This is a genomic window from Sphingomonas psychrotolerans, from assembly GCF_002796605.1.
Taxonomy (GTDB): Bacteria; Pseudomonadota; Alphaproteobacteria; order Sphingomonadales; family Sphingomonadaceae; genus Sphingomonas; species Sphingomonas psychrotolerans.
In genome coordinates, this window is sequence record NZ_CP024923.1 from 2,358,169 (window position 1) to 2,380,954 (window position 22,786).

Below are 22,786 nucleotides of genomic sequence, written 5' to 3' on the forward strand. Positions count from 1 at the left end.
GCGAACCTCCGCAATTGCGGACGCTCTGCCGGCACTGTTGTTACGGAGCCAATGATGTCTTTGCAGAACATCCCCATTTCGCGAAAGCTCGCGGGGGCCTTTGCCGCGCTGATCGTAATTTTCGCCGGTGTCGGCGTGATCGTCTTCATGAACCTCTCGTCGCTGGCTGCCGCGGCCAACGACAAGGAACGCTCGCTGCGCGCGCTCGAGATCAGCCAGAAGCTGCTCACCGGCGTGCTCGAACAGCAAAACGCCGCGCGCGGCTTCGCCATCCTCGGCAAAGACGAATTCACCAAGACCTATGACGAGAATGGCGAGAAGTTCTTCAAGGCGGTCGACGAGTTCAAGGAATATTCGACCTCGAAGGAGCAGCATGCCCGCGCCGACCAGCTGATCACCAACGTCAAGGCGCTGCGCGAGAAGCTCGACAACATCATCCGGCTGGCGCGCAATCCCGCGACCCGGGGCGAGGCGGGTGCGCTTTCGGGCGTCAAGATGCTCGGCGAGATCCGGCCGTTGATCAAGGAAATCGCGGGCACCCAGGAGCAACGCGTCGAGGACAAGATCGCGCACGAGAATGCGGCAGTCGCCGCGGCCAAATGGGCGATCTGGATCGGCGGCGCGTTCGCGGTGGCGCTTTCGGTGCTGCTCGGCTGGTTGCTCTCACGTGGCATTGCGGCGCCGGTGGCGCAGATGACCGGAGTGATGAACAAGCTCGCCAGCGGCAACAACGCAGTCGACGTGCCCGGCACCAATCGAGGCGACGAGATCGGCGCGATGGCCAAGGCCGTGCTGGTGTTCCGCGAGGCGGCAGTCGAGAAGGAACGGACCGACGCGGCCAAGAAGATCGCCGATGCCGAACAGCAGCGCGTGGTCGACACGCTCGAGGCAAGCCTCGGCAAGCTGGCGCAGGGCGACCTGACCAGCGAGATCCACGACGCGTTCTCGCCGGCGTACGAATCGGTGAAGGTCAACTTCAACGCCGCGGTCTCCGAACTGCGCAACCTGATCGGCACCGTGATGGAAAGCGCGATGACGATCCGCACCGGTTCGGGCGAGATCGCCCAGGCTTCCGAGGATCTCGCGCGGCGTACCGAAGCCAATGCCGCGAGCCTCGAGGAGACTTCGGCGGCAGTGACCCAGATGGACGGCCGTCTCAAGGCGACCGCCGCGTCCGCGGGACGTACTGTCGGGCGTGCTGACGGCGCCATCGCCACCGTCTCGGGCGGCCGCGCGATTGCCGACGAAGCAGTGCAGGCGATGACCCGCGTGGCGGATTCGGCCAAGGGCATCGACAGCGTGATCGAGGGGCTCGACAAGATCGCCTTCCAGACGCGGGTTCTGGCAATGAACGCCGCCGTGGAAGCCGGCCGTGCCGGTGAAGCCGGCCGCGGCTTCGCAGTCGTCGCCGATCTCGTCTCTGCGCTGGCGATGCGCGCCGAAGAGGAAGCCGGCCGCGCCCGAGACCAGCTGACCGCCACCCAGACCGACATCGTCGCGGCAGTGGAGATGGTCCAGAAGGTCGATCACGCGCTTGCCGACATTTCGGGCGACGTGAGCGAAGTCCACAAGCTGCTCGGCGAGATGGCGAACGACAATCAGGCCCAGTCGACGGCGATCAGCGAGATCAGCATCGCTATCACCACGATGGATCAGTCGACCCAGCAGAATGCCGCGATGGTCGAGGAAACCTCGGCGGCCGCACGCAACCTCAGCGGCGAAGTCGCCGCGCTGAGCGAACAGGCGTCGCGGTTCAACGTCGGCGCCGGGGTGCGTCCGGTGGCGGCACGCGCGAGCGCTTCGGCCGGATCGACGACCAAGGCTGCGGGCTATGTCTCGTCGGTCAAGGCGCTGCCGGTGACGGCGATGGCCGGCACCGAAGGGGACAATTGGGCTTCTTTCTAGAGGCTCTCACCCGGAGAAAACAGGGCGCCGTGGCAGAAGCCGCAGCGCCCTTTTTCGTTCGGGTTACTTCATCTTGATCGGGAGGATCGCGCCATCGTCGCGATATGCGATCTTCTGGATCGCGACGCGGCGGTCGCCGCTATAGGGGCCGTCGCCGATCTGGCCCTCCCAGCGATGATAGACGATGTACCATTGCCCGTCCTTCGGATCCTCGAAGAAGCTGTGATGGCCCGGACCGCGATATTTGCGGTCGCCGACGAGCAGCGCGCCGCCATAGCGCCACGGCCCGATCGGCGAGAGCGCCACGGCGTAATGGACCTGGTAGCTCGAATCATTCCACCGCCCGGCCGACCAGGACAGGTAATAGATGCCCTTGCGATAGTGCACGAAGGCACCCTCGGTGAAGTTCGGCGGGGTCTCGACCGGCACTTCGCGGTCGATGTTGACCATGTCGGGCTTGAGCGCCCAGACCCGGAGCGTCGCGCCGGCGCTGCCGCCGGCATAGAGATACGGGGTCTTGCTCTTCGGATCGATGAACACCGCCGGGTCGATCGCCTCGAACCCTTTGCCGCCGGTGACCAAGGGTTTGCCGCTGTCGGTACACGGCCCCGCCGGCCCCTTGCACACCGCGACGCCGAGGCGGCTGGGAGTCGGGTTCTGCGGCCCGACCGAATAATAGAAATACCAGCCGCCGGCCGCCTGGACCATGTCCGGCGCCCAGAGATAGTGGCGCGGCGCACGATCGTTATCGGCCCATGCGATGTCCTTGAGGCGGATCAGCGGATCGCTTTTGGTCCATTTGACCTTGTCGGGCGAGGACCAGGCCGACAGCCCGTCGCCGCCGGTCGGATAGATCCACCAGCGTCCCTCGGCGGCTTCGATATCGGGATCGGCGCCGACAAAGACCGACTTCACTTCCTGCGCCGAGGCTGCCGGCGGGAGCCCCGCCAGCAGCGCCGCGATCAGCACCAGCGCGCGCATCACTGGCCTGCGGGCACCACGCCCTTCGGCGAGGCGGCAAGGCGCTTGATCAGATCGACTTCGGCCTGGCGATAGGGCTTGCCGTCGGCGCGGAACACTTCGTGGAACCAGATCGTCGGCTCGTCATAGGTGTACGGCTTCTTCCAGCTGTCCCACGGGAGCCGGGTCTGCGACTTGCCGTCGACAAAGCCCCAGTTGATCATCGCGATATTGTATTTCTTGCCGAGCGGCAGCGAGCCGTCGAAGGTCGAGCCGTTGCCGCGCGCCATATATTCGGTGCACAGAACCGGGCGGCCATAGCTCAGCATCTGCTTTGCGCGGCGCTCCCATTGCTCGGGCCAGTTATAGTCGTGGAAGCTCAGCACTTCCGAGCGATCGAGCTGGATCTTCTCGACTGCGTCGAGCGTCGCGCGCTTGTCCCAATTCTCGCCGATCCACACGCCGCTGGTCAGCGGCTGGATGGGATCGACGGCGTAAGCCGCGTCGAACACCCGGCCGAGCAAACCGGCGACGAGCTGGGTCTTGTTCGGCATCGGCTTGTAATTGCCGCCGCCGCCATTGTTCGGCTCGTTCCACACGTCCCACGCGACGATGCGCCGATCGTTCTTGAAGTGGCCGACCACGTCGGTGACGTAGGCGAGCAATTTGTCATATTGGCGCTTGTCGGCGAGGCGCGCGGCGCCGGGTGCCTGCATCCAGCCCGAATTGTGCACACCGGGGATCGGCGGACGCTGGCGGCCCGAGACGGGGTCCGGATCCCAGCAGCTGTCGAACAGCACGAACATGATGCGGACCTTGTGCTTGTCGGCGATCGCGAGGAACTGGTCCATGCGCCGCTTCAGGCCTTCGGGATCCTCTTCCCACAGCACGTTGTGGAGATAGACGCGCATCGTGTTCATGCCGATCGACTGCGCCCAGCCGAGCTCCTGATCGATCGTCTCGGGATCGAAGGTTTCGGCCTGCCACATCTCGAACTGGTTGATCGCGGTGCGCGGATTGTAATTGGCGCCGACCATCCAGGGCTGGCGATCGTACCAGCCATTGGCCTGCGCCTTGGTCCACGCATCGCGCGCCTCGGCGGGGGCGATCCCCGTGGCGAGGGCGAGCGCGGCGGCGGAGAGTAGGAAGCTGCGACGGATCATCTTATCTCTCCCGGATCAACGACGCGCCGCGGCCGCGCCGCTGCTCAATTTGTAGGTCATCACATTGCGATAGGTCTGGCCGGGCTCGAGTCGCGCTTCGGGGAAACCCTTCTGATTGATCGCGTCGGGGAAAATCTGCGGCTCCATCACGATCGCGTCGCCCTCGCGATAAATCTTCTTCGCCTTGCCCGCGAAGGTGCCGTTGAGGAAATTGCCCGAATAGAATTGCAGCCCCGGCTGGTTCGACCAGAGCTCGTAGCTGCGGCCGGAGACGGGATCGGAGACGCGCGCCATCAGATGCTGGCTCGTCGTCACCTTGCTGCCGATCACCCAATTATGATCATAGCCGCGACCATAGACGATCTGCTTGTCGCGCGCGTCACGGACGCGGTCGCCGATCGCGCGCGGCTTGTTGAAGTCGAACACGGTGCCGGTGACGGGGCGGAACTCGCCGGTCGGGATCAGCGTCTCGTCGACCGGGGTATAGGTCTTGGCGGGGATGGTGACGATATGCCCCATCGCGCCGTTGGACGAGCCCTCGCCCGACAGATTCCAGTAAGCATGGTTCGAGATGTTGACGATCGTCGTCTTGTCGGTGGTCGCGGTGTACTCGATCGTCAGGTTGTTCGCCTCGTCGAGCGCATAGGTGGCGTCGACGGTCAGCGCGCCGGGATAGCCCTGATCGCCGTCGGGGCTGACATAGCGCAGGGTCACCGACGCAGTCGGGCCGTTCTTCACCGATACGACCTGCCACAGCACCTTGTCGAAACCGGCCGAACCGCCGTGGAGCGAATTGGTGCCATCGTTGAGCGGAGTCTGATATTCGCGTCCGCCGAGTTTGAAGCGGCCGCCATCGATGCGATTGGCGAAGCGGCCGACGGTGGCGCCGATGAAGTTGGGGAACTTCAGATAGTCGCCGATCGTGTCGTGGCCGAGCGCGATATCGGCTTTCTTGCCGGCGCGATCGGGCATCACCAGCGACTGGATCGACGCGCCATACGCGATGATGTTCGCCGAAACGCCACGCGCGTTAGTGAGCAGCACCGAATCGACGGTGCGGCCGTCGGGGAGCTTTCCGAAAGTGCCGCGCTTCGCGGTGGCGGCGTCGGCGGCCGGTGCGGCGATCGCCATCGCGGCCAGCACGCCCAGGGCTGTCATGGTCTTCATCGTCTCTCTCCCTCGATTTTTGTTTTGATTGCGGCTGAATTCAGTGGCTGTCGCGCGGGATGCCTCTGGTCTGGGCGATGCGCTGATATTTGACTGCGCTTTCGAGCACCGCGCCAGTATCGAACTGGCCGACCAGATTGCGGTGGATCTCCTGCCACGGCGTCTGCGCCTCGGGCACGTAATCGATCGCTAGCGCTTCGCGGCGCCGTGCGATCTCGGCGGGGTCGACAAGCATGTCGGCGGTTCGGTTCTTCAGGTCGATGCGGATGCGATCGCCGGTCCGGACGATCGCCAGTCCCCCGCCGACCGCGGCTTCGGGCGCCGCATTGAGGATCGAAGGCGACCCGCTGGTCCCCGACTGGCGGCCGTCGCCGAGGCAGGGCAGCGCGTGGACGCCGGCCTGGATCAGGGCGGTGGGCGGACGCATGTTCACGACCTCGGCGCCACCGGGATAGCCGACCGGACCCGCGCCGCGCATGATCAGGATCGAATTGGTGTCGATGCCGACCGTGGGATCGTCGATGCGGTGGTGATAGTCCTCGGGGCCGTCGAACACGACTGCGACACCCTCGAACGCCTCGGGGTCGTCGGGATTGCTGAGGTAGCGGCTGCGGAACTCGTCCGAGATCACGCTGAGCTTCATCACGGCATTGTCGAACAGATTGCCCGACAGCACGGTGAGGCCCGCGGCGGGCTTCATCGGCGCGTCGAGCGGGAAGATCACATCGAGATCCTCACATTCGGCGGTCGCGACATTGTCGGCGACGGTCTTGCCGTTGACGGTCAGCGCGCTGCCGTCGATCAGCCCGGCGCGGAGCAATTGCCCCATCACCACGGGAACGCCGCCAGCGCGATAGAAATCCTCGCCGAGATATTTGCCGGCAGGCTGGAGGTTGACGACCAGCGGAATATCCGAGCCGTGCGCCTCCCAATCGGCGAGGCTCAGCTCGACGCCGATATGGCGGGCGATCGCGTTCAGATGGATCGGCGCGTTGGTCGATCCGCCGATCGCCGAATTGACTCTGATCGCGTTCATGAAGGCAGTGCGGGTGAGCACGTCCGAGGGCTTGCGGTCAGCATGGACCATCTCGACGATCTGCAGGCCGGTGCGATAGGCATTTTCCTGGCGGTCGCGATAGGGTGCGGGAATCGCTGCCGAGCCGGGCAGCGACATACCAAGCGCCTCGCACAGCGAGTTCATCGTCGTCGCGGTGCCCATCGTGTTGCACCAGCCGGTCGACGGCGCCGAGGAGGCGACGAGCTTGAGGAAGCCTTGATAGTCGATCTCGCCGGCAGCGAGCATCTCGCGCGCCTTCCAGACGATCGTACCCGATCCGGTGCGCTCGCCCTTGAACCAGCCGTTGAGCATCGGGCCGACCGACAAGGCGATCGACGGGATGTTCACCGTCGCCGCGGCCATCAAGCAAGCCGGCGTGGTCTTGTCGCAGCCGATCGTCAGCACGACGCCGTCCATCGGATAGCCGTAGATCGACTCGACGAGGCTGAGATATTGCAGGTTGCGATCGAGCCCCGCGGTGGGACGCTTGCCGGTCTCCTGGATCGGATGCGTGCCGAATTCGAGTGCGATGCCGCCGGCGTCGCGAATCCCTTCGCGCAGGCGATCCGCCAGCACAAGATGGTGCCGGTTGCACGGCGAAAGGTCACTGCCGGTCTGCGCGATGCCGATGATCGGCCGGCCCGACTGGATTTCCTCGAGGCTGATGCCGAAATTGAGATAGCGCTCGACATAGAGCGCAGTCATGTCGGGATTGGCGGGGTTGTCGAACCAGGCGCGCGACCTCAGGGGCGGGCGTCCGCCATTCGAACCATTTTCCGCGTCGCTCATTCACCTCTCCGGTGGGGTAATTGCCTTGTACTCCAGCACCAACTTTGTTCGCCTCGGCGATGCCGTGCGGGCTTGATACCGGCAGTGCGTGGCAATAGGAAGAGCATATATATCTTATAAAAGGAAGTGCAGAGGATGGCGGAAACCAATTCGCAGCGGATCCGGCTCGGGCTGGTCGGGATCGGCAAGATCGCACGCGATCAGCACCTCCCTGCCCTTGCGGCCGATACTCGCTTCGAACTAGCGGCAACCGCCAGCCGTAACGCACAACTCGATAACGTCCCGGGATATCCCGACGTGGCAGCGATGATCGCCGGGCACGATCTCGACGCGGTTTCGCTCTGCACTCCGCCCGATGGCCGCTACGAACAAGCGGTGACGGCGATAGACGCCGGGCTGCACGTGATGCTCGAAAAGCCGCCGGCGACGACGCTGACCGAGATCGCGGCGCTTGCCGATCGGGCCCGGGCGAAGGGCGTGGTGCTGTTCACCACCTGGCATTCGCGCGAGGCCGCGGGGGTCGAGCCCGCAAAAGCGTGGCTGCAAGGAAAGCAAATCCAGGCAGTGCGGATCACGTGGCGCGAGGATATCCGCCGCTGGCATCCGGGACAGGAATGGATCCTCGCGGCGGGCGGGTTCGGCGTGTTCGATCCGGGCATCAATGCGCTGTCGATCGCCACCAAGATCTTGCCCGATCCGCTGCTGCTCCTTTCCGGCTGGATGGAAGTGCCCGAAGGCCGCGGCTCGCCGCTCGCCGCCGAGCTCAAGATGCGCAGCGGCAATGCCAAGGTCGATGTGGTGTTCGACTTTCTGCAGACCGGTCCGCAGACCTGGGACATCGAGATCGACACCGACGCCGGCACGCTGCGCCTCGGCATGGGCGGCAGCATCCTGCAGCTCCCGGGCGACGACGAGCAGAAGGCGCCGGACCGCGAATATCCGCGGCTCTATGCGCGCTTCGCCGAACTGGTGGCGGCCGGCGAGAGCGATGTCGACATACGGCCGCTGCAGATCGTCGCCGACGCCTTCATGATGGCCGAGCGGCGAACGACGGCACGGTTCGAATTCTAACACTCTCCTGTCGGGGGAGGATTTGCGCAGATCAGGGTCCGCTTCCTGGGCGGATCCTGGTCGGAACCGGGTTGAGGCGATCGCCCCTCGAGAAGAGGAGCATGCTCGATCAGCGACTGCCGAACGCGCCCCCTGCGCGACGGCGCATCGTTCCCACAAAATCGGCCGAGCCTTTCAAACACACCACGATCCGGGACTCACCCCACACGACTCCCATAGTGTGTCCTGCATGCCACGCTCCGGCGCTATTCCGTGCACCCCGTCTTATTGATATGATTAATCACTTGTCAGGCGCCGGGGAGCAGTAGCATAGGCGCAACTTCCTGGAGAGAGGCTCGGCAAGGGCCCTGTTCGTCATTTACCAAGGGGAGGTGTGCGATGCGCCTGAAGACTGCGATTCTCGCTTCGACTTCGATTCTCATTCTGGCGGGAGCCGCTCCCGCCTTCGCGCAGACCGAGGCCACGCCCGCTGCACAAGCCGATACCGCGCCCGCCGAGGTCACGGCGCAGGACGACTCCGCCGAAGACGCCATCGTCGTCACCGGCTATCGCCGCAGCCTTGAATCGGCGCAGAACATCAAGCGCCAGTCTGAAGGCATCGTCGACGCGATCGTCGCCGAGGACATCGGCAAGCTCCCCGACATCACGGCCTCCGCCGCGCTCGCGCGGGTGACCGGCGTGCAGGTCAACCGTTCAGCCGGCGAGGCGGCGCAGGTTCAGGTGCGCGGGCTTCCCGACATCTCGACCACCTATAACGGCCGCGAGATCTTCACCGCCGAGAACCGCTTCGTTGCGATCCAGGACTTCCCCGCCGGCGCAGTCGCCGCGCTCGAGGTCTACAAATCGGGCACTTCGAACCTCGTCGAGGGCGGTATCGGCGGTCAGGTCAATGTCCGTTCGCGTCGTCCGTTCGACTTTGACGGCTTCCATCTGTCGGGCTCGGCCCACGGCGTGCATTTCGAGCAGAGCCAGGACCTGACGTGGAACGGCAATCTGCTGGTCAGCGATCGCTGGAATACCGGAATCGGCGAGTTCGGCGCGCTGGTGAACGTCGCGATGACGAACATCCAGTATCTCGACGCGACCCGCGAGAACGACCGCTACATCACCCCTGACCCCAATGTGACCCCCGCCCCCGGCGATTTCGTGCGCCCCAATGGCCAGGGCATCTTCTACAGCCGCGGCGATCGCTGGCGACCTTCGGTCAACGGCGCGCTCCAGTGGCGCCCGAGCCCCAATCTCGAATTCTACGTCGACGGCCTGTTCCAGGGCTATCGCGGGCACGACAGCAACATGTGGATGTTCGTCCCCACCTTCGGCGCCACCCAGTTCAGCAACGTGGTGCTGCGCGACGACGGCAGCCGCTCGCTCCAGAGCGCGACCGTCACCAACGCGGCGACGCCCGACGGCTATTACGAATTCCGCGACGCCAAGACCGACACCTACCAGGTCGCGGGCGGCTTCATCTGGTCGAGCGGCGGGCTGAAGATCACCGGCGACGTCGCCTATACCGACAGCACCTACACCGAATCGCAGGCCAATATCGATTATGCGCTGAGCAGCTCGCCGGTGCGCAACGTCAATTTCGACGTACAGGACGGCCATGGTGGCGGTACGTTCGACTTCCTGAACTTCAACAGCGCCGACCCCGCCAATTATCTGTGGCGCGGCCTGTTCGACCGCTCATACATGGCGGCGGGCGACGACATCCAAGGTCGCCTCGATGCGCAATATGAAACCGGCATGGACTGGCTGTCGCGGATCGACCTGGGCGTGCGCTACAACGACCGCAGCGCCACCCGCAGCAACGGCGGCCGCTACATCAACACGCTGGGCCGCGGCATCGGACTGTCGGCGCTCCCGGTCGAGATCGACCAATATCCGCGCGGGTTCCGCTTCGACAAACTCCAGCCCGACACCAAATTCCCGGCGCCGACCTTCGACAGTGTGTTCGACAATATCGATGCACTGCGCACGTTGACCGGCTTCCCGACCGGCGCGACGCCGTACGAGCCGCTCGAGACCTTTACGGCGAGCGAGAAGGTCTTCGCCGGCTATGCCCAGGTCCGCTACGGCTTCGACCTCGGCATCCCGGTGGACGGCACGATTGGCCTGCGCGCGGTGCATACCGAGACAACGCTGAACGGCACGTCGCGGCAGAATCCGGGCACCGGCACCGAAGTGACCTCGCCGATCATCCGCACCAACAAATATTGGGACTATCTGCCCAGCGCCAACATCCGCTTCGGCCTCGCCGAGAAGCTGCAGTTGCGCCTCGCTTATACCAAGACGCGCACCCGGCCGAATTTCGATCAGTTGAACCCGGGCGGATTCCTCGGCACGCCCCCCGGCGTTTGCACGACCGGCGGAGTCGACAACGTCAACTGCGTCGTCGACTACAATGGCGGCAATCCCGACCTGAAGCCGCTCACCTCGACCAACTACGATGCGTCGCTCGAATATTATTTCTCGCGCACCGGGCTGGTTTCCCTCGCGGCGTTCCGGCGCGACACCAACAACTTCATCTTCCGCGACCAGACCGTGCTGGAGATCCCGAACGCGCCGAACGTGCGGGGCAACCTCCCGTTCAACGGCGGCAAGGGGCGGATCCAGGGCATCGAGGCGCAGTTCACCACCTTCCTCGACTTCGAATCGCTGCCCAATTGGGCGCACGGGTTCGGCGTCCAGGCGAACTACACCTATATCGACGCCGGCACCGAGCTCTCGCCGACCCAGGCGCTGCAGCTTCCCGGGCAGCAGCCGGTACCGTTCGTGTCGGAGCATTCGTACAATCTGGTCGGTATGTACGAGAGCGGGCCTTTCTCGGCGCGGCTCGCCTATAACTGGCGCTCGGATTTCGTCGTCGAGTATCAGAACTTGCAGGCCAATTTCCTGCGGCCGCTCTACCAGGATTCGCTCGGCACGCTCGACTTCTCGGCCTCGATCAACCCAACCAAGAACGTCACGGTCGCGTTCGATCTGCTCAACATCCTCGCACAGCCGATCAAGACCTATCGCGAGTACAATACGGCGGGCGACAGCTATCGTTTCCAGACCAAATATCTGGAGCGCGTCTATTCGCTGGGCGTGCGCTTCCGCTTCTGATCGGAGCCGCCAGAGAGCCATTGAGGGCCAGGGGACGCTATGCCGTCCTCCGGCCTTCTTCTTTTCCGGCGCTTTGCTATGACCTCTGCCAAACACAATGGAGAGGGGAAGCCCGATATGTCGCTGCGCACCGCCTTGCTTCTGCTGGCTGCAGCCGGCGCGCTACCCGGCGCCGCGCTCGCCCGGCCGGGCGCCGAAGCGAGCCCGCGTGCGGCGATCGCCACGGCAGTGAAGCTGGCGCGCTGGCAGCTCGCGCGGATGACCGATACCAGCCATATCTCCCGCGCCGGCGGCGAGACGCGCAATCCACGGGCATGGGAGCAAGCGGCATTCTGGGTCGGCATGACCGCGCTCGCCGATCACGGCGCGCCCGCCGATATCGGCAAGGCGATCCTCGACATGGGCGCCGCCAATCAATGGCAGCCGGGCCGCCTTCCCTTCTTCGCCGACGATCACGCGATCACCCAGAGCTATCTCTGGGCGGCGAAGCACAATGCGGACGCGGCGCCCCTCCAGTCGGTCCGCCGGACGTTCGACAATGTCGTCGACAACGCGCCGCGCGTGACGCTCGCCTTCGTCGTCCCCGAAAAGGGCGGCTACGGCGCTACCGAATGCCTCGCGCGCTGGTGCTGGTGCGACGCCTTGTTCATGGCGCCGCCGGCGATGCTCGAGCTTTCGAAGCAGACCGGCGACCCGCGCTATCGCGACTATGCGCTCCGCGAGATCTGGGCGACCACCAACTTCCTTTACGATCCGGCCGAGCGGCTCTTCTATCGCGACAGCCGCTTCTTCGACCGGCGCGACACGCAGGGCCGCAAGATGTTCTGGAGCCGCGGCAATGGCTGGGTGCTCGCCGGTCTCGCGCTGATGATACCGAAGCTGCCGAAAGGCGATCCCGAGCGCAAGAAGCTCGAGACGCTGTTCATCGAGATGGCGGGCAAGATCAAGGCGGTGCAAAAGCCCGACGGCTATTGGGCGCCGTCACTGCTCGCGCCTGAGGATTCGCCGCCGGAATCGAGCGGCACGGGATTCTACACCTATGGTCTCGCCTGGGGGGTCAAGGCGGGGCTGCTGCCGCGCGCGGAATATGCGCCGGCGATCCGCAAAGGCTGGTCCGCGCTCACTCGCGCGATCCAGCCCGACGGGCGGCTCGGCTGGGTGCAGCAGGTCAGCGATCGCCCCGAGCAGGTGCTGGCGACCGACACCCAATATTACGGCGTCGGCGCGTTCCTGCTGGCGGCGGCGGCGGTCGCGGATCTCGGGCTCGATTGATGCTGCGGCTGCTGACGCCGCTCGCGCTGCTGTGCGCGGTGCCGGCAGCGGCGCAGAAACTGGAAGCGGTCGACCGGGTCTGGGCGGGGAACGAAGTGCCCTTCGCACTCGTCGTCACTATGGACCGCATCTATGTCGGCTATTACGATGCGGCCCGTCAGCTGAGTGTCGCCAGCCGGCCGCTCAAGTCCTCATGGTGGACCTTTACGAAGCTGCCGGGCTGGGTCGGCTGGGACAGCCACAACCGCATCGCGATGGCAGTGGATGCGGCGGGCCAGCTCCACGTCGCGGCGAACATGCACAACGATCCCCTGGTCTATTTCCGCACGACTGGCGCCGGCGACGTGCGGACGCTGACGCGGGTGCCGGCGATGGTCGAGCCGGCGGCCGAGCGGAGCATGACCTATCCGACGTTCCTCAAGGATGCGGGCGGGCGGCTGATCTTCAAATATCGCGACGGCGGCAGCGGACGCGGGCGCGAAATTTACAATGTGCTGGACGGGGCCGGCTGGAAGCGGCTGACCGATGCGCCGCTCGTGGATGGCGAGGGCAAGCGCAGCGCCTATTTCGTCGGACCAGTGCCAGGTCCCGACGGCTGGTTCCACCTGAGCTGGGTGTGGCGCGACACGCCCGATGCGGCGACCAACCACGATCTGTCCTACGCGCGGAGCCCTGACCTTTTACATTGGGAGCGGTCGGACGGCACGCCTTTGCCCTTGCCGATCCGGTTGCGCGACGCCGAGATCGTCGATCCGGTGCGGTCGCACGGTGGCATGATCAACAACAATACGCCGATCGGCTTCGATGCGCCGAGCCGCCCCGTAATCGCCTTCCACAAGTTTGACTCGGCGGGGGACACCCAGATATTCGTCGCACGCCGCGAGGACCGGCGCTGGCGGGTCACGCAGGCAAGCGACTGGAAAGGCTTTCGTTGGGACTTCGGCGGCAACGGCTCACTCGATTTTCGATTGCGGATCGCGGCGCCGGTGGTGGACGGAAAGACGCTACGCGTGCCGGTGATACGCGATGGCAAGCCGATCGATTTGCTGCTCGACGGCGATACGCTCGCGCGCGTTGGCGAGCGGCCGGGCACGAAGCTGGCGGATCGGTTGAGCGCGCGTATCGGGGTGCCGGCGGGGATGCAGCTCAATACCGTCGAGGACGCATCCGGCGTTGCGATTGCGTGGGCGACATTGCCGGCCAACCGTGATTTGCCGCGCGAGGATGTGCCGGAGGCAAGCGTGTTGCGGCTGGTGCTCCCCTAATCGTGCTCCTGCAAAGGCAGGAGCCCAGGATAGCGGAGTGCTGCACGCCCCTAGGCTCCTGCCTTCGCAGGAGCACCGGCGAGCTCAGCAATCGACCTTTCGTTCGCTCGGCGTGTGCGGCTGAATACAGGGATGAGTGGGATAAGCTTCGAGATCGAGCTCGGTCGCCTCGCGGATCACCTCCACCCGATCGCCCGCGTCCTTCATCTCGTAGAGCTTGCCGAGCGCGAAGGTGAAGGGGCGGTGGAGCACCATCATCAGCCGGCCATCGAACGCGCGGAACAGCATGCCGTGGCCGCTGTCACGGCGGACCAGAGGCTCGAGCTGTTCCCACGGCCCTTCAAGCTTGCCCGATTTCGAACGGGCGATCGACTGGACATAGCCACGCTCGCCATAGCTCGACCACAGCATCAGGAGCGTGCCCGTACGGGTGCGATGGAACTGGGGGCCGTCGGTGACCCAGACGCTGTCGCCGTCGGGCTGGCGCTGGCCCTTGGCCCAGCCGGCCTCGTTGGCGCGGAACAGGACGTACGGCCGGCCGGCAGCGGCGAGCCTGTCGTCGAGCGGGATCGCCTCGATCGTACCGATCGTGGTCTGCAGCCATTCATGCGCATAAACGAGCCACGGCTTGCCTGCGGCATCGACATACAGCGTGCCGTCGAGCGTCATCAGCTCCTTGGGCGCGATCGGCGCGGCGTTCCGCACCACGCGGTACGGGCCGTCGACCTTGTCGGCGACCGCGAGGATCGTGCCGCGGCGATAGGGCTTGCGATTACCCTCGGGCGGAAGCGTTGCCGCCTCGTCGTGGAAGGTGGTGAAGAGATACCATTTGCCCTTCCACGGATGAACCTCGGGCGCCCAGGCGCCGCCTTTGGCCCAGATGCCCTCGGGCAGCGCAAAGGCGATGCGCGGACGGGTCCAGTGCTTAAGGTCCTTGCTCGAATAGACCATCGTGCCGAGCCGGCGGTCGCCGGTCATCGCGGCCTCGTTGCGGGTGAAGAGGTAGTAGGTCTTCGTCGCCTTGTCGGCGACGATGAAGGGATCGTGGAGCTGCATCTGCGGCAGCAGGAGCGGGGCTTGGGCCGGCTTTTGCTGCGCGGCCGCGGGGATCACCACCAGCATGGCAAGCGCCGCGAGCAGATGCTTGAATTGCATTCGCTTCCTTCCCGTCACGCCCGCGCCGCCGCGATCTCCTCGAGCGATTTGCCTTCGTTGCGCGGCGCCCAGATCAGCCCGATCACGCCCGAGGCGACGAGGAAGCCGGTCAGGATCCACGCCAGCGTAGTGTAATCGTAGGACGCCAGCCAGGGCACGAAGAAGCTCCAGATACCGAGCCCGATGCGGACGATCGCAAAGGTAAGCCCCTGCGCGGTCGAGCGGATCGCGGTAGGGAAGAGTTCGGCCGACCAGAGCTGGAAGAAGCTCTGCGCGCCGAAGCCCCCGGCCACGCCCATGATCACCACATGGAGGATGTAGATTTCCAGCGTGAAGCCGAAAATCGCCAGGATGGCCATGCCAACGACGTGCAGCACCGCCGAGATGCCAAACAGCAGCTTCTGATTGACCTTGTCCGACAGCGTCATGAAGATCGTCAGGATCGAAATCATCCCGATCAGGAAATAGGCGGCCGGCACGATCGTCGCGACCCATTCGGGCAGGTTGTGCTCCTTGACCAGATACGGCGTGAAAAAGCCGTTGAACCCGGCCCACAGGTTCCAGAAGCCGTACATCGACGCGAGAAACAGGACCGCGCCGAAATAGCGCGGGCTGAACAGTTCGCGCCAGCCGGTGCGCTGCTGCGCCGTCTGGCTTTCCTCCCAGCGCTGCGATTCGCGCATGCGGGAGCGCAGGAAGGTCAGCCCGATTGCGAGCACCGCCAGATGCGCGAAGATCCAGCGGACGCCGGTGATCCCCCAGGGCTGGAGGAAATAGGCCGCGACCAACACCGCGACAGGCCCGAGATACCAGAGCAATTGCGCCACGCCCGAATGCGCGCCGCGCTTGTCGTCGGGCGCCTGCTCGGCAATCAACGACCAGGAGGCTGGAATATCCGCGCCCACCGCGAGGCCGACCAGCACGAAGCCCAGCACGATCATCCACGGCGCCGAGGCGAAGACGAGGAAGAGCATGCCGAACGCGTAGAAGATCATATCGTACTGGTAGATCTTCTTGCGGCCGAACTTGTCGCACAGGATGCCGCCGATCAGCGCGCCGACGCCGGCCGAGATGGCGTTGGCGCTGAACGCGCCGATCAGCCCGATAAAGCCGTCCGAAAGGCCGTAGATCTCCTTCCACAGCGCGAGCGCCACCGAACCGGCGACGATCGAGCCCGCGTCGATATAATTGGCGAGCCCCGCAAGGATCGTGTTGCGCCACTTATGGTCCTGGGTGTCGCTCAACTTGTGTTCCCCTAGACGTCCAGCCCGAGCCGGTAGATGCGATTGGCGTTGCGCGCCCAGAGGCCGCGGCGTTCCGTTTCCATGAAATCGCTGGTGATTTCGGCATAGGCGTCGAGATGCTTCGCGAAACTGCCGAACAGTTTGTCAGTCGGGAAATCGCTGGCGAACATTGCGCGATCGGCTCCGAACAATTCGATCGCCTCGCGGATATAGCCGCGTGCCTGATCGAGCGACCACGGGCGATGCGTAAAGCCCATGCCCGAGAGCTTGGTCGCGACATTCGGCAAGGCTGCCAGCGCGGCCATGCCGGCGCGCCACTGCTCCCACTCGCCGGGGACGGCCATGCCGGTATGGTTGATGATGACTTGCGTTTCGGGGTGGCGGGCGATCAGCCTGGCGAGACCCGGGAACTGGCCAGGATAGGCCTGGAGATCGAAACTGAGGCCGTATTTGGCGAGCATCCCGAAGCCCTTTGCCCAAGCCTCGTCCTGCGTGACATCGCGCGGAGTGTAGCTGCGCCGCGGATCGGGATGCCAGTTGACGATGTGACGGATGCCGCGGACGTTCGGATGCGCGGCATGGGCTTCGAGCTGCGCCTCGACGTTCGGGTCGTCGAGCGCGGCGAAGGCGATGATCGCATTGGGCGCGCCGCGGTGGGCGGCGACGCCTTGCAGCCATTCGGTTTCGGCCAGCGCGGCGCTGGCATCGGCACCGGCATCGACATGAACGATCCCGCGGACATCCCAGCCCGATGCGTCGGCGAGATAATCGTCGAGGAGATAGGTTTTGGCGATCGGCTCGACGCTGCCGTTCGGGCCGTCATCGGCGAAGGGCGGGGTCAGCCACGGATAGGAAATGCGATCGAGGTCCCAGAGATGCACATGGGCATCGATGAAGGGCAGATCCCGCGCCATTTTCCTCTCCTCATCGTCATCCCGGCGAACGCCGGGATGACGGGAATCGTCAGTACGTCGTCCGTCCGCCCGAGGTGTCGAAGGTCGACGCCGTGGTGAAGCTGCATTCCTCGCTCGCCATGAACAGGATCATCGCGGCGCTCTCTTCGGCCTCGCCCAGGCGGCCCATCGGAATCTTCGAGCGCATATAATCGACCTGGCTCGGCGGAAGCTGATCGAGGATCGGGCTCTCGAAGGTCGCCGGGGTCAGCGCGTTGGCGATGATGCCCTTGCCCGCGAGTTCCTTGCCGAGCGACTTGGTGAGGCCGATCACCCCTGCCTTCGACGCCGAATAGGCCGAGGCGTTGGGGTTGCCTTCCTTGCCTGCCACCGAAGCGACGTTGACGATCCGGCCATAGCCGTTCGCCAGCATGTGCGGGACGACCGCGCGGCAGCAATAGAACAGGCCGTTCAAGTTGATCCCGATCACGCTCGCCCAGCTGTCGAGCGGGTATTCGTGGACGGGCGCAGTGGCGCCGGTGATCCCAGCCGAGCAGACGAGGACGTCGACCCGGCCGAGCGCCTTGGCGGTCTCGTCCGCGGCGCGCGCTACCGACGCAGCGTCCGACACATCGACCGACGCGGTGTGCGTCGCGCCGACCTCGGCTGCCGCTTCGGCGATTGCGTCAGCGTTGACATCCCAGAGCGCGACCTTGCCGCCCTCGGCGACGAAGCGCCTGGCGACGGCACGGCCGAGCCCGGAGGCGCCGCCGGTGATGATCGCGGTGCGGCCCGCGAAGCGATCGGCATAGAGCGTCAAGCGCGTGCCTCCGACCATGCGATGACGTCCTGCGCTTGCTCGCCGAGCTTCTCAATGCCGAGCGCGACCTTGTCGCCAGCCTTGAGGTACACCGCCTCTGGCTTCTGCCCCATGCCGACGCCCGGGGGCGTGCCGGTGGTGATGATGTCGCCGGGGAGCAGCTTAATGAACTCGCTGACGTACGCGACGATCTTGGAGACCGGGAAGATCATCGTCGAAGTGGTGCCGTCCTGCTTGCGCTCGCCATTGACGTCGAGCCAGAGGCGGAGATTCTGCGGATCGCCGACTTCGTCCGAAGTGACCAGCCACGGGCCGACGGGACCATAGGTCGGGCACCCCTTGCCCTTGTCCCACGTGCCGCCGCGGTTGATCTGATAATCGCGCTCGGAGAGGTCGTGGACGACGCAATAGCCGGCGACGTGATCGAGCGCCGAGGCCTCGTCGATATACGAGCCACCCTTGCCGATGACGACGCCGAGCTCGACTTCCCAGTCGCTCTTCACCGATCCGCGCGGGATCACGACAATATCGTGCGGGCCCTGGATGCAGCTGACCGCCTTGGTGAAGATCACCGGCTCTTCGGGGATCGGCAGGTTCGATTCGGCGGCGTGATCGGCATAATTCAGGCCGATCGCGATGAACTGGCGAGTGACAGACACCGGCGGGCCGTAGCGCACGCCCTCGGGCGCGAGCGGCAGCGAGGCGGGGTCGATCGCGGCGAGCGCGGCGAGGCCCTCGGGCAGGAGCTGGTCGGGCCCGATATCGCTGATGTGCGCGGAGAGATCGCGGATGCGGCCATCCTTGTCGATCAGGCCGGGGCGTTCGCTACCGGCGGTTCCAAAACGGCAGAGTTTCATGTCGGTCTCTCGCTTTTAATGCGTGTAGGGGCGGTGCATCGGCAGCTCGCGATTGAGCTCGACCCCGAAGCCGGGCTTGTCGAGCGCGCTCACGTGCAGGCGCCCGTTCACGGGCACCGGCTCGCCGATCAATTGCGGGTGGAACATCGGGACGACTTCGGTCGGCCCGGGATGCATCATCAGGAACTCGGCGAACGGGCTGTTATGCCGGGTGATGACGAAGTGATAGCTGTACACCGACGAGCCGTGCGGGATCATCATCACGCCCTTGCTGTCGGCATAATTGGCGATCTTGATCAGCTCGGTGACGCCGCCGCACCAGCCGACATCGGGCTGGATGATGTCGCAGCATTCCATGTCCATCAGCATGCGGAAGCCCCAGCGGGTCGCCTCATGCTCGCCGGTGGTGACGAGCAGGCCCTTGGGGGCGTTCTTCTTGAGCGCGGCATAGGCCCAGTAATCGTCGGGGCTGAGCGCCTCCTCGATCCATTTGAGGCCGCACTCGTCATATGCGCGGTGCGCAAGCCGCGTGGCATAATCGAGGTCGAGGCTCATCCAGCAATCGAGCATCAGCCAGAAATCGTCGCCGACGCGCGAGCGCATCTCGGCGAGTTCGGCGATGTTCTTGTGGAGGCCTTCAAGCCCTTCGGCGGGGCCGTGGTGGAGGGGCAATTTGCCGCCGATGAAGCCGAGTTCCTTCGCCACATCGGGGCGCGCGCCGGTGGCGTAGAATTGCAATTCGTCGCGCACCGCGCCGCCGAGCATCTGATAGACCGGCTCGCCGCGCAACTTGCCGAGCAGGTCCCAGAGCGCGAGGTCAACGCCGGAGATGGCGTTCACCACGAGGCCCTTGCGGCCATAGTACTGGGTCGAGAAGTACATCTGGTCCCAGATCTTCTCAACTTCGCGCGGGTCGCGGCCCTCGAGGAAGCGCGCGAGATGCTTCTCGACGATGAATGCGGCGGGCTCGCCGCCGGTGGTCACCGCGAAGCCGATCGTGCCGTCCTCGGCCTCGATCTCGACGATCAGCGTGCCGAGCACGTTGATCCCGAAGCTCTGGCGCGATTGGCGATATTCGGGATAGCGCGCCATCGGCGTGGCGATGTGGTTGTCGATCCAATGGCCTTCGCCCTGATCGTGATAATCGGCGCCGCCGCCGCGGACGGTGAAGGCACGGACGTGCTTGATCTTCGAAAGGCCGGCTGCCGCCACGTCTTCTGATCCCTTTTGCGGCGCCGTACCACATCTGGGCACAGAGCCTGATAATGTGAAAAATTACGAGCGGGGCATACCATCATGTGATACGCCTCGCCGCTATGCCTGATGGAATGGGTCTGGCGCGAGCCGAAATGCTCCGCCGCTTCGCACCCCTCCTGATGCTTTACTTTCTCACTTTATGGGATAGGATGTTACGAGATGAGACGCGACACGTCAAACGCTGAATCGGAACCGGCCGAGAAGAAGGCGGGCCCCAAGGTGCAGGGCAGCCAGACGCTGATCCGTGGGCTCGACATGCTCGATAAGGTGATCGACGGCCCGATCAAGCTCGCCGAACTGTCGGCGCGGATGTCGCTCACCCGCTCGACCACGCACCGCCTCGCCAATGCTCTGATCGATCGCGGCTTCCTCACCTATCTGCCGCGCGACGGCTATCAGCTCGGCCCTAAATTGATCCAGCTCGGCTTCCTCGCGCAGAGCCAGGCCGACATCGTCCAGATCGCGCGCCCGCGGATGGAAGAACTCGCCGCATCCTCGGAGGATACGGTGCATCTTGGCCGGATGGACGGCGACCTCGCGCTCTATCTCGACAAGATCCCCGGCCGGCGCCGCGTCGAGATTTCAAGCCGGATCGGCGATCGCCAGCCGCTCACTTCGACCGGGCTGGGCAAGGCCTTGCTCGTCGACGGCAGCGAGGCCGAATGGACGCGGCTGTTCGATGCCGACCAGGCGCATGGCGCGCCGCGCGCCAACCGCGAACTCTGGTTCGAGCGGATGCGCGGCTATGCCGATGCGGGCCACGCATACGATCTCGAAGAGAATGAGGACCAGATCCGCTGCGTCGCCGCCCCGGTGCGCGACGTGTCCGGAAAGATCGTCGCGGCGATCAGCGTGTCGAGCGCCGCGCAATATATGGATGACGAGCGGATGGAGTCGCTGAGCGCCGAAGTCCGCGACACCGCGCAGCGGATCAGCACCGATCTGGGCTGGAGCCCCGAGGTGCGGCCGCCGCGCCGCTCACGCAGATAATATCAGGAGAGCCAGGTGAAGTTGTTGGAAGGCAAGACCGTGCTCGTCACGGGCGCATCGACGGGTATCGGCCGCGCCGCCGCGGTGGGCGCGGCGAAAGCGGGCGCCGACGTGGTGATCAACTATCACAGCCGGGACGACGAAGCTGCGGCCTGTGTCGCCGAGATCGAGGCGGCCGGCCAGCGCGGTCTGGCGATCAAAGGCGATGTCGCCGCGCCCGAGACCGCGACCGAGTTCGTGGTCAAGGCGGTCGAGGCCTTCGGCAAGGTCGACGTGATGGTCTCGAACGCGGGCATCTGCCCGTTCCACTCCTTCCTCGACATGCCGGTCGAGACCGTCCAGCGCACGGTGCAGGTCAATCTGCTCGGAGGCTATTTCATGTGCCAGGCGGCGGCGAACCAGATGGTCCGCCAAGGCCATGGCGGCGCGCTGATCGCGGTCTCGTCGATCTCGGCGCTGGTCGGCGGCGAATATCAGACGCATTACACGCCGACCAAGGCGGGGCTCCATTCGCTGATGCAGTCGACCGCGATCGCGCTCGGCAAGCACGGGATTCGGTGCAATTCGGTGCTGCCCGGCACGATCCTGACCGAGATCAACAAGGACGATCTCGCCGACGAAGCGAAGCGCAAATATATGGAAGCGCGCATCCCGCTCGGCCGGCTCGGCCAAGCCGAGGATCTCGCCGGCCCGATCGTCTTCCTCGCCTCGGACATGGCCGCCTATGTCACCGGCGCCGCGTTGCTGGTCGACGGCGGCGCATTCGTGAACCTGCAATGAGGGCGCTGCTCGCGGCGGGCGCGATGCTGGTCGCCTGCGCTTTGCCCGCCAGGGCGCAGCAGCGGATCCTGATCGCGAGCGATTCGACCGCGGCGAACTACAATGCCGATCGCTATCCCCAGACCGGCTGGGGGATGATGCTCAAATGCGGGCTCGATCCGCAAGTCGAGGTGATCAATCGCGCGGTCGGCGGGCGCAGCACCCGGACCTTCATTTCCGAAGGCAAATGGGATGCCTTGCTCGCCGAAGCCAGGCCGGGCGACGTCGTGTTGATCCAGTTCGGCCATAACGATGCCAGCGTTTCGCGCCCCGAGCGCTATGCGCCCGCGGCGTCTCTCTACCGCGACAATCTGCTGCGGATGATCTGGGAATCGCGCGGCCGCGGGCTGATACCGGTGCTGGTGACGCCCCCTGCCCGCCGCTCGTTCGAGGGCGCGCGCGCCAAGCCCGACTTTGCCGCATATTCGCAAGTGGAGCGCGAATTGGTCGCGAGCACCAATACCCCCCTGATCGATCTTGAGGCGCGTTCGCTCGATCTGGTCAGCCGCGCCGGCGAGGCGGGATCGAAGATATACTATCTCCATTACACCCCCGCCGACAAAGTCGCCGCCTTCCCGAACGGCATCGCCGACGACACCCATTTCAGCGAACTGGGCGCGCGGGCAATGGCCAACCTCGTGGCACAGGAGCTCAAGGGGCTGAAGGTGCCCGTGGCCGAAAAGGTCCTCGCCGAACGCCCCGACCTCACCCGTACCACGCCGCTCGGCAGCACCGCCTGCCACTGAAGGCCGCAGCCCCGCTCTTCCACCCCGACTAAGGCCGGGGTGACGTGAAGTTGCTCGAATTGACACCGGTGGACACCGCAACTCGGCCCTGCCTGCGCGGGCCTGTGTCGGGGGTGTGGCCAAATCCCCACAATGCGGACTAATCCCAAAAGGGGGATTGGCGAGACGTTTTGGATACGTCATATATATTGGGAAATAAGAACAAGAAATGAGATCGACCTGCGCACAAAGCGTGGCGGTCAGGCAGAATA

General features: G+C 65.1%; 18 protein-coding genes. 8 read left to right on the plus strand and 10 right to left on the minus strand.

All coding sequences use genetic code 11. The features are described 5' to 3' along the window. The first annotated feature begins 54 nt into the window (after positions 1-54). On the plus strand, positions 55-1,905 hold the full coding sequence (locus CVN68_RS10720) for a methyl-accepting chemotaxis protein (protein WP_407695541.1): 1,851 nt from the start codon (positions 55-57) through the stop codon (positions 1,903-1,905). 63 nt (positions 1,906-1,968) lie between these two features. Here the strand turns inward: CVN68_RS10720 and CVN68_RS10725 are convergent, their stop codons facing one another. The 4 genes from CVN68_RS10725 to CVN68_RS10740 are packed head-to-tail and all read right to left on the minus strand — an operon-like array spanning position 1,969 to position 7,041. Continuing rightward, positions 1,969-2,886 carry a family 43 glycosylhydrolase gene (locus CVN68_RS10725; RefSeq protein WP_100284346.1) on the minus strand — a complete coding sequence of 306 codons (918 nt, stop codon included), beginning with the start codon at positions 2,884-2,886 and terminating at the stop codon, positions 1,969-1,971. Continuing rightward, positions 2,886-4,028, minus strand: coding sequence for a cellulase family glycosylhydrolase (locus tag CVN68_RS10730; protein ID WP_100282197.1), 1,143 nt, complete (start codon positions 4,026-4,028; stop codon positions 2,886-2,888). Before CVN68_RS10730 ends, CVN68_RS10725 begins: the two co-directional genes overlap by 1 nt. Positions 4,029-4,043: 15 nt before the next feature. Continuing rightward, the gene (locus CVN68_RS10735) at positions 4,044-5,195 is read right to left on the minus strand and encodes an aldose epimerase family protein (protein ID WP_199560265.1); all 1,152 of its coding nucleotides are present in this window, start codon (positions 5,193-5,195) and stop codon (positions 4,044-4,046) included. A gap of 40 nt (positions 5,196-5,235) precedes the next feature. Next, complete coding sequence (locus tag CVN68_RS10740; protein ID WP_100282198.1) at positions 5,236-7,041, minus strand: IlvD/Edd family dehydratase; 1,806 nt, start codon at positions 7,039-7,041, stop codon at positions 5,236-5,238. 135 nt (positions 7,042-7,176) lie between these two features. Here CVN68_RS10740 and CVN68_RS10745 point away from each other — a divergent pair, with 135 nt between their 5' ends. The 4 genes from CVN68_RS10745 (at position 7,177) to CVN68_RS10760 (ending at position 13,754) form a co-directional block, all read left to right on the plus strand. Then, positions 7,177-8,112 carry a Gfo/Idh/MocA family protein gene (locus CVN68_RS10745; RefSeq protein WP_100282199.1) on the plus strand — a complete coding sequence of 312 codons (936 nt, stop codon included), beginning with the start codon at positions 7,177-7,179 and terminating at the stop codon, positions 8,110-8,112. 378 nt (positions 8,113-8,490) lie between these two features. Further along, positions 8,491-11,217: a TonB-dependent receptor gene (locus CVN68_RS10750; protein ID WP_100282200.1), complete on the plus strand. Its 2,727-nt coding sequence runs from the start codon at positions 8,491-8,493 to the stop codon at positions 11,215-11,217. Between the two features lie 117 nt (positions 11,218-11,334). Further along, entirely contained in the window at positions 11,335-12,489 is a 1,155-nt protein-coding gene (locus tag CVN68_RS10755; protein WP_100282201.1) for a glycoside hydrolase family 88/105 protein, read from the plus strand. Continuing rightward, entirely contained in the window at positions 12,489-13,754 is a 1,266-nt protein-coding gene (locus tag CVN68_RS10760; RefSeq protein ID WP_100282202.1) for a BNR repeat-containing protein, read from the plus strand. The genes CVN68_RS10755 and CVN68_RS10760 overlap by 1 nt, the downstream gene beginning before the upstream one ends. Positions 13,755-13,838: 84 nt before the next feature. Here the strand turns inward: CVN68_RS10760 and CVN68_RS10765 are convergent, their stop codons facing one another. From CVN68_RS10765 to rhmD, 6 genes are read right to left on the minus strand one after another with little or no spacing between them, the layout of a single operon-like run. Next, positions 13,839-14,909, minus strand: coding sequence for a glycoside hydrolase family 43 protein (locus tag CVN68_RS10765; RefSeq protein WP_100282203.1), 1,071 nt, complete (start codon positions 14,907-14,909; stop codon positions 13,839-13,841). 14 nt (positions 14,910-14,923) lie between these two features. Further along, entirely contained in the window at positions 14,924-16,153 is a 1,230-nt protein-coding gene (locus CVN68_RS10770; protein ID WP_100282204.1) for an MFS transporter, read from the minus strand. An 11-nt stretch (positions 16,154-16,164) separates the two neighbouring features. After that, entirely contained in the window at positions 16,165-17,067 is a 903-nt protein-coding gene (locus CVN68_RS10775; protein ID WP_100282205.1) for an amidohydrolase family protein, read from the minus strand. A 49-nt stretch (positions 17,068-17,116) separates the two neighbouring features. Then, positions 17,117-17,884 carry an SDR family NAD(P)-dependent oxidoreductase gene (locus CVN68_RS10780; RefSeq protein WP_407695542.1) on the minus strand — a complete coding sequence of 256 codons (768 nt, stop codon included), beginning with the start codon at positions 17,882-17,884 and terminating at the stop codon, positions 17,117-17,119. After that, complete coding sequence (locus tag CVN68_RS10785; RefSeq protein ID WP_100282206.1) at positions 17,863-18,723, minus strand: fumarylacetoacetate hydrolase family protein; 861 nt, start codon at positions 18,721-18,723, stop codon at positions 17,863-17,865. Before CVN68_RS10785 ends, CVN68_RS10780 begins: the two co-directional genes overlap by 22 nt. Positions 18,724-18,738: 15 nt before the next feature. Further along, entirely contained in the window at positions 18,739-19,935 is a 1,197-nt protein-coding gene (gene rhmD, locus CVN68_RS10790; protein ID WP_100282207.1) for an L-rhamnonate dehydratase, read from the minus strand. Between the two features lie 204 nt (positions 19,936-20,139). Between rhmD and CVN68_RS10795 the strand changes: the two genes are divergently transcribed. Genes CVN68_RS10795 through CVN68_RS10805 form a run of 3 tightly spaced genes read left to right on the plus strand, consistent with a single transcriptional unit; the run spans position 20,140 to position 22,535 of the window. Beyond that, entirely contained in the window at positions 20,140-20,970 is an 831-nt protein-coding gene (locus CVN68_RS10795; protein ID WP_100282208.1) for an IclR family transcriptional regulator, read from the plus strand. Between the two features lie 15 nt (positions 20,971-20,985). Beyond that, entirely contained in the window at positions 20,986-21,750 is a 765-nt protein-coding gene (locus CVN68_RS10800; RefSeq protein ID WP_100282209.1) for an SDR family NAD(P)-dependent oxidoreductase, read from the plus strand. Continuing rightward, positions 21,747-22,535 (plus strand): rhamnogalacturonan acetylesterase, encoded by a 789-nt coding sequence (locus CVN68_RS10805; RefSeq protein ID WP_100282210.1) that lies wholly within the window; start codon positions 21,747-21,749, stop codon positions 22,533-22,535. Before CVN68_RS10800 ends, CVN68_RS10805 begins: the two co-directional genes overlap by 4 nt. Positions 22,536-22,786 lie beyond the last annotated feature (251 nt).

What these genes read in the sequence shown, in the direction of transcription:
- CVN68_RS10785 (WP_100282206.1), bottom strand. Translation starts at nt 18,723, where the DNA reads ATGAAACTCTGCCGTTTTGGAACCGCCGGTAGCGAACGCCCCGGCCTG.
- CVN68_RS10805 (WP_100282210.1), top strand. Translation starts at nt 21,747, where the DNA reads ATGAGGGCGCTGCTCGCGGCGGGCGCGATGCTGGTCGCCTGCGCTTTG.
- CVN68_RS10765 (WP_100282203.1), bottom strand. Translation starts at nt 14,909, where the DNA reads ATGCAATTCAAGCATCTGCTCGCGGCGCTTGCCATGCTGGTGGTGATC.
- CVN68_RS10725 (WP_100284346.1), bottom strand. Translation starts at nt 2,886, where the DNA reads ATGCGCGCGCTGGTGCTGATCGCGGCGCTGCTGGCGGGGCTCCCGCCG.
- CVN68_RS10775 (WP_100282205.1), bottom strand. Translation starts at nt 17,067, where the DNA reads ATGGCGCGGGATCTGCCCTTCATCGATGCCCATGTGCATCTCTGGGAC.
- CVN68_RS10755 (WP_100282201.1), top strand. Translation starts at nt 11,335, where the DNA reads ATGTCGCTGCGCACCGCCTTGCTTCTGCTGGCTGCAGCCGGCGCGCTA.
- CVN68_RS10750 (WP_100282200.1), top strand. Translation starts at nt 8,491, where the DNA reads ATGCGCCTGAAGACTGCGATTCTCGCTTCGACTTCGATTCTCATTCTG.
- CVN68_RS10720 (WP_407695541.1), top strand. Translation starts at nt 55, where the DNA reads ATGTCTTTGCAGAACATCCCCATTTCGCGAAAGCTCGCGGGGGCCTTT.
- CVN68_RS10780 (WP_407695542.1), bottom strand. Translation starts at nt 17,884, where the DNA reads ATGGTCGGAGGCACGCGCTTGACGCTCTATGCCGATCGCTTCGCGGGC.
- CVN68_RS10735 (WP_199560265.1), bottom strand. Translation starts at nt 5,195, where the DNA reads ATGAAGACCATGACAGCCCTGGGCGTGCTGGCCGCGATGGCGATCGCC.
- CVN68_RS10795 (WP_100282208.1), top strand. Translation starts at nt 20,140, where the DNA reads ATGAGACGCGACACGTCAAACGCTGAATCGGAACCGGCCGAGAAGAAG.
- CVN68_RS10730 (WP_100282197.1), bottom strand. Translation starts at nt 4,028, where the DNA reads ATGATCCGTCGCAGCTTCCTACTCTCCGCCGCCGCGCTCGCCCTCGCC.
- CVN68_RS10745 (WP_100282199.1), top strand. Translation starts at nt 7,177, where the DNA reads ATGGCGGAAACCAATTCGCAGCGGATCCGGCTCGGGCTGGTCGGGATC.
- CVN68_RS10760 (WP_100282202.1), top strand. Translation starts at nt 12,489, where the DNA reads ATGCTGCGGCTGCTGACGCCGCTCGCGCTGCTGTGCGCGGTGCCGGCA.
- CVN68_RS10740 (WP_100282198.1), bottom strand. Translation starts at nt 7,041, where the DNA reads ATGAGCGACGCGGAAAATGGTTCGAATGGCGGACGCCCGCCCCTGAGG.